The 12904-nt window shown below is 55.6% G+C and carries 15 protein-coding genes; 9 read left to right on the forward strand and 6 right to left on the reverse strand.

The window, feature by feature from the left end; translation table 11 throughout:
- Nucleotides 1-6 precede the first annotated feature (6 nt).
- From SADFL11_RS20680 to SADFL11_RS20710, 7 genes are all read left to right on the forward strand, one after another.
- Nucleotides 7-921 (forward strand): heme-dependent oxidative N-demethylase family protein, encoded by a 915-nt coding sequence (locus SADFL11_RS20680; protein ID WP_008196420.1) that lies wholly within the window; start codon nt 7-9, stop codon nt 919-921.
- 99 nt (nt 922-1020) lie between these two features.
- A complete protein-coding gene (locus SADFL11_RS20685) occupies nt 1021-2400 on the forward strand; it encodes an ABC1 kinase family protein (protein ID WP_008195103.1) in 1380 nt (459 codons plus the stop codon).
- A 177-nt stretch (nt 2401-2577) separates the two neighbouring features.
- Nucleotides 2578-2859, forward strand: a complete 282-nt coding sequence (locus SADFL11_RS20690) for an aa3-type cytochrome c oxidase subunit IV (RefSeq protein WP_008190938.1) — start codon at nt 2578-2580, stop codon at nt 2857-2859.
- A 61-nt stretch (nt 2860-2920) separates the two neighbouring features.
- Nucleotides 2921-4072: a Re/Si-specific NAD(P)(+) transhydrogenase subunit alpha gene (locus SADFL11_RS20695; RefSeq protein WP_008195039.1), complete on the forward strand. Its 1152-nt coding sequence runs from the start codon at nt 2921-2923 to the stop codon at nt 4070-4072.
- Complete coding sequence (locus SADFL11_RS20700; protein ID WP_008188999.1) at nt 4072-4542, forward strand: proton-translocating transhydrogenase family protein; 471 nt, start codon at nt 4072-4074, stop codon at nt 4540-4542. Before SADFL11_RS20695 ends, SADFL11_RS20700 begins: the two co-directional genes overlap by 1 nt.
- A 12-nt stretch (nt 4543-4554) precedes the next feature.
- Entirely contained in the window at nt 4555-5949 is a 1395-nt protein-coding gene (locus SADFL11_RS20705) for an NAD(P)(+) transhydrogenase (Re/Si-specific) subunit beta (RefSeq protein ID WP_040451036.1), read from the forward strand.
- A gap of 83 nt (nt 5950-6032) precedes the next feature.
- Complete coding sequence (locus SADFL11_RS20710; protein ID WP_040451035.1) at nt 6033-6704, forward strand: pseudouridine synthase; 672 nt, start codon at nt 6033-6035, stop codon at nt 6702-6704.
- A gap of 13 nt (nt 6705-6717) precedes the next feature.
- On the opposite strand, the gene SADFL11_RS20715 is transcribed toward SADFL11_RS20710, so the two are convergent.
- The 3 genes from SADFL11_RS20715 to rpsU all read right to left on the reverse strand — a co-directional run bounded on the left by SADFL11_RS20715 (nt 6718) and on the right by rpsU (nt 8666).
- Nucleotides 6718-7311, reverse strand: a complete 594-nt coding sequence (locus SADFL11_RS20715) for an NAD(P)H-dependent oxidoreductase (RefSeq protein ID WP_008191632.1) — start codon at nt 7309-7311, stop codon at nt 6718-6720.
- A 102-nt stretch (nt 7312-7413) separates the two neighbouring features.
- On the reverse strand, nt 7414-8277 hold the full coding sequence (locus SADFL11_RS20720; RefSeq protein ID WP_209002668.1) for a tetratricopeptide repeat protein: 864 nt from the start codon (nt 8275-8277) through the stop codon (nt 7414-7416).
- A 161-nt stretch (nt 8278-8438) separates the two neighbouring features.
- Nucleotides 8439-8666, reverse strand: a complete 228-nt coding sequence (rpsU, locus tag SADFL11_RS20725; protein ID WP_008188883.1) for a 30S ribosomal protein S21 — start codon at nt 8664-8666, stop codon at nt 8439-8441.
- Between the two features lie 353 nt (nt 8667-9019).
- On the opposite strand from rpsU, the gene SADFL11_RS20730 reads away from it, so the two are divergent.
- Complete coding sequence (locus SADFL11_RS20730) at nt 9020-10420, forward strand: MATE family efflux transporter (RefSeq protein ID WP_008194922.1); 1401 nt, start codon at nt 9020-9022, stop codon at nt 10418-10420.
- On the opposite strand, the gene SADFL11_RS20735 is transcribed toward SADFL11_RS20730, so the two are convergent.
- The 3 genes from SADFL11_RS20735 to SADFL11_RS20745 form a co-directional block, all read right to left on the reverse strand.
- Nucleotides 10421-11515, reverse strand: a complete 1095-nt coding sequence (locus SADFL11_RS20735) for a 5-(carboxyamino)imidazole ribonucleotide synthase (protein WP_040451033.1) — start codon at nt 11513-11515, stop codon at nt 10421-10423. It lies immediately after the preceding gene.
- Between the two features lie 24 nt (nt 11516-11539).
- Nucleotides 11540-12034: a 5-(carboxyamino)imidazole ribonucleotide mutase gene (gene purE, locus SADFL11_RS20740; protein WP_008197025.1), complete on the reverse strand. Its 495-nt coding sequence runs from the start codon at nt 12032-12034 to the stop codon at nt 11540-11542.
- Nucleotides 12035-12169: 135 nt separating this feature from the next.
- The gene (locus SADFL11_RS20745; protein WP_008193508.1) at nt 12170-12367 is read right to left on the reverse strand and encodes a YdcH family protein; all 198 of its coding nucleotides are present in this window, start codon (nt 12365-12367) and stop codon (nt 12170-12172) included.
- 349 nt (nt 12368-12716) lie between these two features.
- On the opposite strand from SADFL11_RS20745, the gene SADFL11_RS20750 reads away from it, so the two are divergent.
- Entirely contained in the window at nt 12717-12896 is a 180-nt protein-coding gene (locus SADFL11_RS20750) for a YdcH family protein (RefSeq protein ID WP_040451032.1), read from the forward strand.
- Nucleotides 12897-12904 lie beyond the last annotated feature (8 nt).

The following is a 12904-nucleotide window of genomic DNA, read 5'->3' on the forward strand; positions in this document are numbered from 1 at the left end:
GCTTTGATGTCCCAGGAAACAATCCGGTTTCAGCATACCCCCTATGATGGCTCCAGCCATCCATTCACAGTGGGTCTAAAGCCGATCAGCGAAGGGGAGTGGCTCGAGCCGGACGCTTTCCTTGTTCCGCATCTTGCGGAAAAGGACCGCTTGGTATCCGAACGCCGTGATGCTGTTTTCCGCGCTGAGGACGGCACGGAAGAGGCCCAGCAGGAGGTGCTTGCGCTTATTGTCGAAAACTTGAATCGGTATCACTCCAAGACCCACAAGTTTGTGGCCAATCGAGTGGTGATTGCGGGTCGAGGGCCGGTCGTCGACCTGTCCAGCAAGCCAGCACTTCTGACAGCCGCGCGCCTTGTCCAAGAAGACTTGGTTCTGATGCGTCCGGGGCCGGACGGCTACAGGTTGGCGGCGGCCAGCCTCAGTTTTCCGTCCTCTTGGTCATTGGCCGAAAAGTTCTCGAAATCCATGAGCGCAATCCACGAGACCGTCCCGGGTTTTAACGGAAAGCGTATGGGCGTAATGGTCGCTCGCCTTTTCGATAACCTGAAGGTGGGCCAATATGTATGCCGCTTTAACTGGTCGATTTACCCGGATGATGAGCTCTACAATCCGAAGCCGCATCGCATCGATTTGCGGGACAGCGATTCTGTCCTGTCGCGCCTTTTCCTTAGAGTTGAACGCCAAACTCTGCGCCGCTTGCCGGGAAGTGGGGACATCATTTTCACGATTAAGATCCATCATGATCCGTTGCGCGCATTGGAGGCGCATCCAGATCGGGAGCAGTTGGCCGGGCAACTCAGAACGCAGTTGATGGTGTTGGATCCGGACCAACTGCGATACAAAGGGTTGGCCAATGCGCGGGATGAGTTGGCGCGCGCCTTGTCCGAACTCTTCACTTCTGAAGCCGGAGTGATGTGACAGATCGTCGTTTCTAAGCCTCTGGACTGGAAGTTGGCGGGCAATTTTATATGTACCGGTCAATAGAAACGTTTCGTTCGGTAAGGAGCATCTGGGCACATGCCTCAGGACAAGGATCGGGAAAGCAACCGTTTCAGCGCACGTATGGGCCGATATGCACGGGTCGGCACCAACGTTGGTGGCATTGCTGCCAAAGTTGCCGGCGCGAAACTACTGGGCATGGATCTTGATAACGGCAAGAACGCTTCCGAGCTGGCTGCTGCCTTGGGAGGGCTCAAAGGTCCGTTGATGAAGGTAGCGCAACTTCTATCCACGATCCCCGATGCATTGCCGCCGGAATACACCACCGAACTTGCAAAGCTCCAGGCCAGTGCCCCCCCTATGGGTTGGGCGTTTGTCAAACGGCGCATGCGGGCTGAGCTTGGTGCCGGCTGGGAAAAACGTTTTGAAAGTTTTGAGCGCGAACCGGCTGCTGCCGCATCGCTTGGCCAAGTGCATCGCGCTGCTGGACACGACGGACGTGTGCTGGCCTGTAAACTTCAGTATCCGGATATGGCATCCGCAGTAGAGGCTGATCTCAAGCAACTTCAAATGCTGTTTTCATTACACCGGCGTATGAAGCCGGCAATTGATACCAGCGAGATTGCGAAAGAAATCAGTGCCCGCGTTCGCGAGGAGCTCGACTATGGCCGCGAGGCTGGGCACATCGGGCTGTACAAGCAGATCCTCGAGGATGCGCCGCATATCCGTGTTCCCGACGTTGTACCGGATCTGTCGACCAAGCGGCTCTTGACGATGAACTGGATGCACGGACGTCCATTGCTTGATTTCAAAGAGCATGATCAAGAAGACCGCAACCGGTTGGCGCGGACTATGTTTCACGCGTGGTGGCATCCTTTCAGCCGCTACGGTGTGATCCATGGTGATCCTCATTTGGGCAATTACACGGTCTTTGAGGAAGATGGCGTGCCATCCGGTATCAATCTTCTGGACTATGGCTGCATCCGGATCTTCCCGGAAGCTTTTGTAGAAGGCGTTGTTGAACTCTACAAAGGGCTTTTGGAAGAGGACAATGATCGTGTGGTTGCCGCATATGAACGCTGGGGATTTCAAAACCTGAAAAAGGAAGTCATTGAGGTCCTGAATATTTGGGCCCGCTTTATTTACGGTCCGCTTCTCACGGATCGTGTCCGGTCGATCGCAGATGGTGTTTCGGCGGCTGAATACGGCCGGAAAGAAGCGTTCCGGGTGCACTCTGCGCTGAAAGAACTTGGCCCTGTTACAGTGCCGCAGGAGTTCGTTTTCATGGATCGGGCCGCAATTGGCCTAGGAGGTGTCTTTTTGCACCTGCGGGCAGAGTTGAATTTCTTTCAACTGTTCAATGAGCAAATTGACGGATTTGAAGCAAGTACAGTTCGCAATCGGCAGGAAACTGCGCTTGAAGCTGCCGGACTTCTTGAGGCTGGACGGGCTGCTTAGGTACGGTTCCTATCTTTGTTGGCTCGCAGGCTTAACTCGAAAGTTGGATATATATTCCGTTTACGTAAGCGGAATTGCTGCTATGCTTCCTTCGAATTTGCAATGCAAAAGATTGCCGAGCGGCAAGGGTTTATTGTAAGGAAGACCACTGAATGAGGAATTTATTTGGGGGACTTTATGTCTGACGAAACTGCACCGGCAATGGACTACGAAACGCACGAGAGCACTTACGAGGGGTTCATCAACTTCTCCAAGATCGGCACTGTCGCGGTTTTGAACATTGTTCTTTGCCTGATCCTGTTCGCATTTGGTGGCACTTCTGCTGTTGTCTTTGGTTGGTTGATGCTCATCGCGACGCTTGTTGCCTCTGGCATTGGCATGGCGCTGGGGGAAAAAGGATGGGTCCCGCCAACAGTCGTATTTGCTCTGACCGGCGTTCTGTGCATCCTGCTGGTCTAAGCCTTACCTGACATACGCTCTGGCCCCGGATCCCGGGGCCGCAAATCCTGGGGAGGGGTATATGAAAATTGCTGTACCGCGCGAAACCGACGCGGTTGAAACACGCGTGTCCGCCACGCCTGACACGATCAAGAAACTGATCGGCTTCGGCGCAACCGTGGTTGTTGAGAAGGACGCCGGCAAGCTTTCGCGTATTCCCGACCAGGATTACAAAGACGCTGGCGCGGAAATCGCAGCCGACTATGCATCGACGGTTGGCGACGCCGACGTGGTGTTGAAAGTCCGCCGCCCATCCGCAGGTGAGCTCGGAGCCATGAAGAAAGGCGCGCTCGTTCTGGCGTCCATGGATCCCTATGGCAACGAGAAGGATGTTGAGGCCATGGCGAAAGCTGGCATCACGGCCTTCGCAATGGAATTCATGCCGCGCATTACCCGCGCGCAGGTCATGGACGTCCTTTCCTCCCAAGCCAACCTGGCAGGTTATCAAGCCGTCATCGAAGGGGCGGCCGAGTATGATCGCGCCATGCCGATGATGATGACGGCAGCAGGAACTGTCCCTGCCGCGCGCGTCTTCGTCATGGGCGCTGGCGTTGCCGGTCTTCAAGCCATTGCGACCGCTCGGCGTCTCGGTGCTGTTGTCACCGCAACAGATGTGCGGCCAGCTGCCAAGGAACAGGTTGAATCCCTTGGTGCAAAATTTGTTGCCGTTGAGGACGAAGAGTTCAAGCAGGCGGAGACCGCAGGCGGTTATGCCAAGCAGATGTCTGAAGAATATCAGAAGAAGCAAGCGGAACTTGTCGCGACCCATATTGCCAAGCAGGACATTGTGATCACCACTGCGTTGATCCCTGGGCGCCCGGCTCCGCAACTTGTCAGCAAGGCGATGCTGGAAAGCATGCGTCCTGGGGCCATCGTTGTTGATCTGGCAGTCGAGCGAGGCGGCAACGTGGAAGGAGCAAAACCTGGAAAGATCGCAACCGTCGCCGGAGTGAAAGTCGTTGGTCATCTCAATATGGCAGCCCGGATCGGTGCTTCCGCGTCGGCTTTGTACGCAAAGAACCTGTTCGCTTTTCTTGAGACTATGATCGACAAAGAAGCCAAGGCCTTGAAACCCGATTTTGAGGATGAGCTGCTGCAGGCAACCGTATTGACCCGCGATGGCAAGGTGGTTCACCCCGCCTTCGCTCCTGCGGAAAGCTCAGGGGGAGAGTGATGAGCGACTTGTCTCAAACTGAAGCCTTGGAACGCGCAGAAGCGGCCGCGGAAGCAGCCAGGGAAGCCGCGTCCAATGCGCAGGAAGCTGCAACGGCAGCTCAAAGTTATGTGGATCAGATCGCAGGCGGAGCTGCCGATGTAGCCGTTCAGGCAGCATCAACGAGTGCAATCGAACCGTTTGTGTTCCTGTTCTCGGTCTTCGTCCTGGCGATCTTCGTCGGATACTATGTTGTCTGGTCGGTAACGCCGGCTCTGCACACACCGCTCATGGCGGTGACCAACGCGATTTCATCGGTTATCGTAGTTGGTGCATTGCTCGCAGTTGGTGTTGACTTGACCCAAAGCGACGGCGCCTACATGGCGCGGGTGTTTGGATTTTTGGCCCTTGTCCTTGCAAGCGTGAACATATTTGGCGGGTTTCTCGTGACCAGCCGAATGCTCGCTATGTACAAGAAAAAGCAGCGATAGGAGGCCGGACCCATGTCAGCTAATCTAACGGCGGTTCTCTACCTCATATCCGCAGTCTTGTTCATTATGGCCCTTCGTGGCCTGTCCAGTCCGGAAACGTCTCGTCAAGGCAACACTTACGGCATGGTCGGGATGGCTATTGCCGTCCTTACAACGCTGTTTGCAACAGGCCTCACGGCAGGATCGTTCTTCCTGATCGTCATCGGTGTCGGCGTCGGCGGGGGCTTGGGCGCGTATATTGCTCAGCGCATCCCGATGACGGCCATGCCACAGCTTGTGGCAGCCTTTCACTCGCTGGTTGGTCTCGCGGCAGTGTTTGTCGCGGCCAGTGCACTCTATGCGCCCGGCGCTTTCGGGATCGGTGCGCCAGGGCAAATCTACACCTCTGCAATGGTGGAAGCCTCCATTGGTGCCGCAATTGGTGCAATCACCTTCACAGGGTCGGTTATTGCCTTCTTGAAGCTCGACGGCCGCATGTCCGGCAAGCCGATCATGTTGCCGATGCGTCATGCCATCAACTTAGCTTTGGCAGTCGGTATGGTCGTGCTGACGATCATTCTGGTCGGCTCGGAAAGCATGACGGTGTTCTGGGCCTTGGTGATCGTAGCGTTCATCTTCGGCGTCTTGATCATCATCCCGATCGGCGGCGCGGATATGCCGGTGGTCGTATCGATGCTGAACTCCTATTCCGGATGGGCCGCGGCCGGCATCGGTTTCACGGTGTCCAACATGGCGCTGATCATCACCGGTGCGCTTGTGGGCTCCTCCGGTGCGATCCTGTCCTACATCATGTGTAAGGGCATGAACCGGTCGTTCATCTCCGTTATCCTTGGCGGCTTCGGCGGCGAAACGGCTGCAGCCGGCGGCGATGATGGCGAAGAGCGTCCTGTCAAACAAGGTGCCGCGGACGATGCGGCCTTCATCATGAAGAACGCGTCCAAGGTGATCATCGTTCCAGGTTACGGTATGGCCGTCGCGCAAGCACAGCACTCGCTGCGTGAGCTCGCCGACCAGCTCAAGGAGGAGGGCGTTGAAGTCAAATACGCCATCCACCCTGTTGCAGGCCGTATGCCGGGTCATATGAACGTGCTCCTTGCCGAAGCAAACGTGCCGTATGATGAAGTGTTCGAGTTGGAGGATATCAATTCCGAATTTGCGCAGGCAGATGTTGTCTACGTAATCGGGGCGAACGATGTCACCAACCCGGCCGCTCGCGATGATCCGCAATCGCCGATCTTCGGCATGCCGATCCTGGATGTTGACAAGGCTGGTACTGTCCTCTTTGTCAAGCGCGGCATGGCTTCTGGTTATGCGGGCATTCAGAACGAGCTCTTCTTCAACGACCGGACAATGATGCTCTTCGGCGATGCCAAGAAAATGACCGAGGAAATCGTCAAGGCGCTTTAGCAAGCGCACTGAGGCTTGGATATCGGAAGGCGCGGCACTGGCCGCGCCTTTTGTTTTTGGGAGATCCCGCTATAAACCGGTTCATGAGCCCGAGTGCACCAGCCACATTTGTTTATGATCCACCACGCGAGCCTTTCCTTGACGTTCTCCACGTGGATGCGGATCTTTTGGTGGTCGATAAGCCAAGCGGGCTGCTCAGTGTTCCAGGAAAAGCCCTGGAGCACTCTGACTGCATCGAGGCCCGCGCGCAGCAAACCCATCCTGAGGCGCGGATCGTCCATCGGCTGGATATGGATACCTCCGGTGTCATGGTGCTTGCCATGAATGCACAGGCCCACCGTCACCTTGGTCTTCAATTCGAGCGGCGTAAAACGGAGAAGACCTACGTGGCCGAGGTTTGGGGGCAGATTGAGAAGAATGCCGGAGTGATCGATCTGCCGCTTGTCTGTGACTGGCCGAATCGTCCAAAGCAAATGGTGAGCTTTGAACACGGCAAACCGGCCTTGACCAGATGGCAGGTGATTATGCGGAACGAGCGGACCACGCGTGTCCGGCTGTTCCCGTTTACCGGCCGGTCTCATCAACTGCGTGTACACATGCTGTCACTCGGCCACCCGATCGTTGGTGACCGTTTTTATGCGACTGGTGATGCGCTTGAAGCTTCGCCGCGCTTGCGCTTGCATGCAGAAAGTCTGACCCTGCATCATCCAACCGGTGGGAAGCGTGTTACGTTCGAGACAGCCTGTGAGTTTTGAGCTCTGAAATGCCCTAGGCTGCTTTTTGTCCAAGGGTGCTTATTTTTCGCTTCCACCCTGAGATCTTGGTGTCATCTGCGGCATCAACCATTCCGAATATCGTTGACCTGACGTGCGAAAACCCGATGAAGCGAAAGATGTTCCGCTCGAGGCTTTTTAGACTGTGGGCCCGGTACCAGAGGCGGTAGAAGAGCGAAGGCATCCCCATCGTCACAACTATTCGCGCTGACTTTCCCTTCATTTTACCTTTAGGCCAAGCGTCATCCGCGCCGCGTTCGAACGCGGTGTCGTAATGAAATATCTGTTCCAGGAAGGCTTTTGTGTAGGCTGGCAACGTGCCGAGCCACAGGGGGTAAATCAGCACAACATGGTCCGCAGCGAAGAGGACGTCTCTGGTAGCTTGCAAAGGGACTGGTGTCGGCTGTTTTTGAAAGTCGGACGGTGTTTGGAGGATCGGGAAATCCAGATCGGCAATCCGAATCAACGTTGCATCGTGACCGGCTTCGATAGCTCCGCTTCGATAATTCTCCGCAAGGGCGTGGCACAGATGGTTGGGGGCAGGGTCCGGGTGCCCGTCCAAGATGACGATACGCTTTGCAATGGCCATTGACCTCTCCGAAATCTGTTGGAGAAAATGGCATTCTATCGTCTTTGCATTTGATCGCCTTGAGGCCAGTCAATCAAATAAGGAATAAACTGCGTCGGCCGGTTATGCGCCGCCAACCCGGCGCAGCCCGTCCCGTGCGACCTGGTTCGAATTGTCGAGGGTCATGGCGCGGGTGAAATTGCGCCGCGCGTCCTTTGGCTTATCCAGCATTTCCAATGCAAGCCCCCGGTTTGCCCAAGCAACGGACGAATCGCGGTCCAGATTGACCGCCATAGACAGGTCAGAGAAGGCTGCATTCGGGTCGTTGACAGCGAGATAGGAAATTCCCCGGGCGATGTAAGGAGCACTGGCTTTCGGGTTTAGGCCGATAGCTGTTGCAAAATCTTCGATGGCGCGCGGGTTCTGGTTCTGCGCCTGATAGATTAGTCCGCGATTATAGAAAGCCCGTGCGTCGCTGCTGTCCCGAGAAATCACGGAGTTGAAGTCGTTCAAAGCCGCAGTGAAGTTGCCCTGCTGACGGTAGATGTTCCCGCGGCCGACATAGGCGACGTCATAGTCCGGCTTGATGTTGATCGCCCGCGTGTAGTCGGAGATGGCCAGATCATTTTGGCCCATCCGGCGGTATACCAAAGCTCTGTTGGCATACGTCTGGAAAGACTGCGGATTGAGCTGCAGGGCCCGATTGAAGTCCTCGATCGCGTTATCGAGTTTTCCCGCCTGACCATACGCAATGCCGCGTGTGCTGTATGCGTTGGCATCCGACGGGTTGGCTTCAATCACGGATGTCAGGGAGGCGATGTTCGTCGAAGAACCTGCAGACGAGTTCACCGGCACACCTTGATAGACCCCGCTGCCCTGACAGGCACCCAGAAGCGTGGCAATCCCGAAAAGGGCAGCGTATGGCACAAACTTCCTGATCCGGCGCATGGAACTCATTTCGTTAAAGCCAATGGACATGCCGTTCATCTGCCTCCAATTGGGCGGTAATGTGGCTTTTGGCTCCGCCGCCATCAAAGACGGAGCGGGTATCCCCGTCAAACGCCAAAAAGCCGACCGATCTTACGGCCGGCCTCTCGGCAGATATGATGTGCAAGAAGCTTGCTCCCAGCAGCGCGCTCAAGCCGGTATTAACGGCGAGCGGATTTGCCCGGCAAAAGACCTTCGCGCTGAGCCCGCTTGCGCGCCAGCTTGCGTGCGCGGCGGATAGCTTCAGCCTTCTCACGCGCTTTCTTTTCAGACGGTTTTTCGAAGTGACCGCGAAGCTTCATTTCACGGAAGATGCCTTCGCGCTGCATCTTTTTCTTGAGCGCCTTAAGCGCTTGATCGACATTATTGTCGCGAACCAGAACCTGCACGCGTTTTTTCCCGTTTTTAATACGCTACGGTCAATTCCGCAGCTAATTAAGACCATGATTGAAGCGAGACTTCGTCAAACGATCTTGCGACTGCTCTGAACAACATGCAGTCAACGCAAGAATGCATCCACTATGTCACAGAAACCGGATCGCCGCTGACGCGTCGCTCACTTTGAGCCGGGTTATTACCAGAGGCCGCGGATTGAGTCCACAGTGATTTGAAAAAGAAATGGCGCAAAACGGTGATTTGGTCATTTCCGACAACTTCCGCAAGTAGGGAAACGTGGTGGACACCGGTGACCGGGACGAGTAGAGGTGGATACTCAATTCCCGCCCAGACTTTGGAGTGACGAATGGCGCAGCGCGCTGCAGGGGCTCCTGATTCGACCAAAAAACAAACTCTATGGCAGAGCGATATTCTGCCGACCCTGTCGCTCGGTCTGCCTTTGGCTGGTGCACAGTTGGCGCAGATGGCGATCAATACAACCGATGTGTTGATGATTGGCCGCCTGGGCGCAGAAGAACTGGCTGCCTCTGTTCTGGCATTCAATTTTTATATGTTGCTTTGGTTCTTCGGTATGGGACTTTTGCAAGCAGTGATCCCCCTTGCAGCCCGCGCCCGTGGACGCCGCCAGCCGCGGGAGCTCCGCCGTGCGGTCCGGATGGGGTTTTGGGTCTCGGTTTTGTATTGTTTGCCAATCTGGGTGCTTCTTTTCTTTACCGAAGAGTTGTTGCTTCTGTTTGGTCAAGACCCGGAGCTTGCCCGTCTTGCCAACGTCTATATGGGCGTTTTGCTATGGACCATGCTGCCGGCGCTATTGATCATGGCGGTTCGCGGTTTTTTGACCGTGATGGAACGCACGCAGGTGGTTCTGTGGGCGACAATTGGCGGAGCTCTGGTCAATGCGGCGCTTGATTATGTTCTGATTTTCGGCGAATTCGGGTTTCCGCGCCTGGAGTTGATCGGTGCCGGTATCGCTTCCGTTTTCAGTGCGACGACCACATTCCTGTTCCTGCTCGTTTATGCGCTCTACCATCCAAGGCTGCGGCGGTATCACATTCTTGGCCGGATCTGGCGGTCGGACTGGCCCGTTTTCTTCCAGATCGTTCGATTGGGGACGCCGATCGCGATTACGATTGTGGCCGAAGGATCATTGTTCACGGCATCTGCGATAATGATCGGATGGCTAGGCACCATACCGCTGGCCGGCCATGGCATTGCGCTCCAGATCGCATCGCTGACATTCATGGTTCCCGTTGGATTGTCTGTTGCAGCGATGACCCGGGTGAGCCTTGCGGACGGACGTGGCGATAGCGAAGGCGTGGGCCGTGCCGGCTGGACAGCACTCGGTGTCACAATGACATTCATGGGGGCATTCGCGGTCCTGTTCTGGACTGTACCGGAGACGCTTGTCGGGCTTTATCTGGATCTCAGAGATCCGCAGTCGCAAGAGGTGCTCGCCTACGGCGTGTCGTTCATTCTGGTTGCAGCACTTTTCCAGCTGGCCGACGGCGGTCAGATCATCGGCGTCAACAACCTGCGTGGGCTTGGCGACACCACCATTCCGCTATTTTATGCCCTCTTCGGCTACTGGGTCGTTGGGATCAGCCTATCACTCGGCCTAGGGTTTCTGGCGGGCTGGGGTGGCGTCGGGGTCTGGTGCGGTCTTGCTGGGGGTCTCTTGTCGGTCGCGATCTTGTCCAATGCCCGCTTTGCCCGCCGGGAAAAACTCGGGTTGCTTCAGCGCAATTGATCAGCCGGTCTTGGGAGAGATCCGGTTCACATGCCCCATCTTGCGGCCATCCCTGATTTCGGCCTTGCCATAGAGGTGCATTTGGGCCGCCGGGTCTTTAAGGACGGCGTGCCAGTCTTCGGCATCACGGCCGATGAGATTTTCCATAACGGCATCAGAATGCCGGTCTGCGGAGCCCAGGGGCCAACCGGCGACCGCACGAATGTGCTGATCAAACTGCGACGTCAAACACGCATCCTGAGTCCAATGACCTGAATTGTGAACGCGCGGCGCGATCTCGTTGACCAGCAGCTTTTCGGTATCGCCGTCGCGAACAAGGAACATCTCAACGCCCATCACGCCAACATAGTCGAGACTTGAAACGATCCGTTCGGCCATTTTCCGGGCTGCCGTCTGCGTTTGCTCAGAGACGCCCGCCGGAACAGTTGATGTTTTCAGGATGTGGTTTTCGTGATGGTTTCGGGCAATGTCATAACTTTCGCAGTTGCCGTCCAAGTCCCGTGCGACGATGACCGAGACTTCACAGTCAAAGCCGATCAGGGCTTCCAGAACCGCAGGAGTATTGCCGATCCGTTCGAATGCACCGCCAATATCCTTTTTCGAGCGGATCATGGTCTGGCCTTTGCCGTCATATCCGAACCGCCGGGTTTTCAAGACGCCTTGGCCGCCAAAGTTTTGAACAGCTGTTTCGACATCTGCCTGGGAGGTGATTTCTGCAAAATCAGCAATCGCCACACCTGATTTTTTCAGGAATTCTTTCTCAAACAGGCGATCCTGAGAAACTTCAAGAGCGCGGACGCCCGGGCGTACCGGTACCTTGCTAGCAAGATGCTGCGCGGTTGGTCCGGGAACATTTTCAAACTCATAGGTCACGACGGATACGGCGTCCGCAAACGCCGCCAGCGCAGCTGTATCCTCGTAAGCTGCGATCGTGTTTTGGGCACTGACATCAAACGCAGGGCTGTTTTGCTCAGGACAGAAAATGTGGGTCTTAAGGCCCATGCTGGCTGCCGATTGAGCCAACATGCGACCCAACTGGCCGCCGCCAAGAATGCCGATCGTGTCACCGGGTTGAAGGCGAATGGAAGCGCTCATGGCAGCCTATCCTGCGTCTGGTGATTAATTGGTGTCGTCGACTGGGAATTCGGCGACTGCGGCAGTACGCTCGGCCCGATATGTTTCGAGGGCTTCTTCAACATCGGAATTGTTGAGGGCAAGGACCGCACCCGCCAACAAAGCTGCGTTGGTTGCTCCCGCCTTGCCGATTGCCAATGTGCCAACCGGGATGCCGCCGGGCATCTGTACGATCGACAGAAGGCTGTCCTCGCCGGAAAGCGCGCGGCTTTCGACCGGGACGCCGAATACCGGTAGCGGGGTCAGAGCTGCGGTCATCCCGGGCAAGTGAGCCGCACCGCCGGCGCCAGCGATGATAACCTTGAAACCTTCGGCCTTGGCGCCCTTAGCAAACTCATACATCCGGTCTGGTGTCCGGTGCGCGGAAACAATGCGCGCTTCGAAGGAGATGCCAAGCTCGGCAAGCGTGTCGGCAGCGTGTTTCATGGTCGGCCAGTCGGACTGACTGCCCATAATAATTGCAACGTCTGCCTGCGCCATTCTCTACTCCAAGTGTTGTGGGAGGCCGGAAGAGCCGCGGAGTATAGGCACGGAGCGCTGCTTCGCAAGCATCAATGCAGACTAAACATCAGGGAGCTCTGTCAAGCAGGGCTCTTTGGCAATGACCAGCTGAGATTAGGCAATAATGTCGGGGCGCAGCTGATCTTCCAAAACCATGATCCGGTCCTTGATCATCAGTTTCTTTTTCTTCAAGCGCTGAAGCTGAAGAGCGTCGTGATTGGGTGTTGCCGCCAATGCCTCTACGGCGACGTCTAGATCCCTGTGTTCCTGACGGAGCTGCGCAAGCTCCACCCGCAAAGCCTCAGTATCCATTCGTGCCTTTAATCCCCAAGAACCGGTTCCTAGTCCTAGTCCATTTTTGGGTGTACGGGCAAGACAGCTTTGGTTTTTGCTGTTTATTCACTGATGGCGAACAGTCCGGTCCCGACGGCTACTTTTTTCTAAGTGCTGAAGTTTCTGAGATGGCAAATCTGTCATGATCAAAAACTGATAGTTTTTAGTGTCTTAAGTGTGAGCCGGAATTTAGGATTTTTAAAGGATACTGGTGAGAACTCATTCTACGACGGCAAAATGGTTCCGGTATGCAGAATCTGCAATCGACAACGCCTGAAAATGTGTGGCACGATGAATTCCGTTGAGCCAACAGACAGGAGGTTTATCCATGTCAATGCAGTCACATCTCGCAGAACTTGAGCGCCGTCATGCGGAAATGGAACGCAAGATCGAAGACGCTTTGTTACATCCGAGTACGGACTCCCTGAAATTGGCTGACATGAAACGGCGAAAACTCAAGATCAAGGATGAGATTGAGCGAATACGAAAAGATGTGACGATCCACTGATCGTCCGG

The sequence above is a fragment of the Roseibium alexandrii DFL-11 genome (assembly GCF_000158095.2).
GTDB lineage: Bacteria > Pseudomonadota > Alphaproteobacteria > Rhizobiales > Stappiaceae > Roseibium > Roseibium alexandrii.

What these genes read in the sequence shown, in the direction of transcription:
- SADFL11_RS20690 (WP_008190938.1), top strand. Translation starts at nt 2,578, where the DNA reads ATGTCTGACGAAACTGCACCGGCAATGGACTACGAAACGCACGAGAGC.
- SADFL11_RS20720 (WP_209002668.1), bottom strand. Translation starts at nt 8,277, where the DNA reads ATGAACGGCATGTCCATTGGCTTTAACGAAATGAGTTCCATGCGCCGG.
- SADFL11_RS20750 (WP_040451032.1), top strand. Translation starts at nt 12,717, where the DNA reads ATGTCAATGCAGTCACATCTCGCAGAACTTGAGCGCCGTCATGCGGAA.
- SADFL11_RS20745 (WP_008193508.1), bottom strand. Translation starts at nt 12,367, where the DNA reads ATGGATACTGAGGCTTTGCGGGTGGAGCTTGCGCAGCTCCGTCAGGAA.
- SADFL11_RS20685 (WP_008195103.1), top strand. Translation starts at nt 1,021, where the DNA reads ATGCCTCAGGACAAGGATCGGGAAAGCAACCGTTTCAGCGCACGTATG.
- SADFL11_RS20730 (WP_008194922.1), top strand. Translation starts at nt 9,020, where the DNA reads ATGGCGCAGCGCGCTGCAGGGGCTCCTGATTCGACCAAAAAACAAACT.
- SADFL11_RS20700 (WP_008188999.1), top strand. Translation starts at nt 4,072, where the DNA reads ATGAGCGACTTGTCTCAAACTGAAGCCTTGGAACGCGCAGAAGCGGCC.
- SADFL11_RS20735 (WP_040451033.1), bottom strand. Translation starts at nt 11,515, where the DNA reads ATGAGCGCTTCCATTCGCCTTCAACCCGGTGACACGATCGGCATTCTT.
- SADFL11_RS20715 (WP_008191632.1), bottom strand. Translation starts at nt 7,311, where the DNA reads ATGGCCATTGCAAAGCGTATCGTCATCTTGGACGGGCACCCGGACCCT.
- SADFL11_RS20680 (WP_008196420.1), top strand. Translation starts at nt 7, where the DNA reads ATGTCCCAGGAAACAATCCGGTTTCAGCATACCCCCTATGATGGCTCC.
- SADFL11_RS20705 (WP_040451036.1), top strand. Translation starts at nt 4,555, where the DNA reads ATGTCAGCTAATCTAACGGCGGTTCTCTACCTCATATCCGCAGTCTTG.
- SADFL11_RS20710 (WP_040451035.1), top strand. Translation starts at nt 6,033, where the DNA reads ATGAGCCCGAGTGCACCAGCCACATTTGTTTATGATCCACCACGCGAG.
- purE (WP_008197025.1), bottom strand. Translation starts at nt 12,034, where the DNA reads ATGGCGCAGGCAGACGTTGCAATTATTATGGGCAGTCAGTCCGACTGG.
- SADFL11_RS20695 (WP_008195039.1), top strand. Translation starts at nt 2,921, where the DNA reads ATGAAAATTGCTGTACCGCGCGAAACCGACGCGGTTGAAACACGCGTG.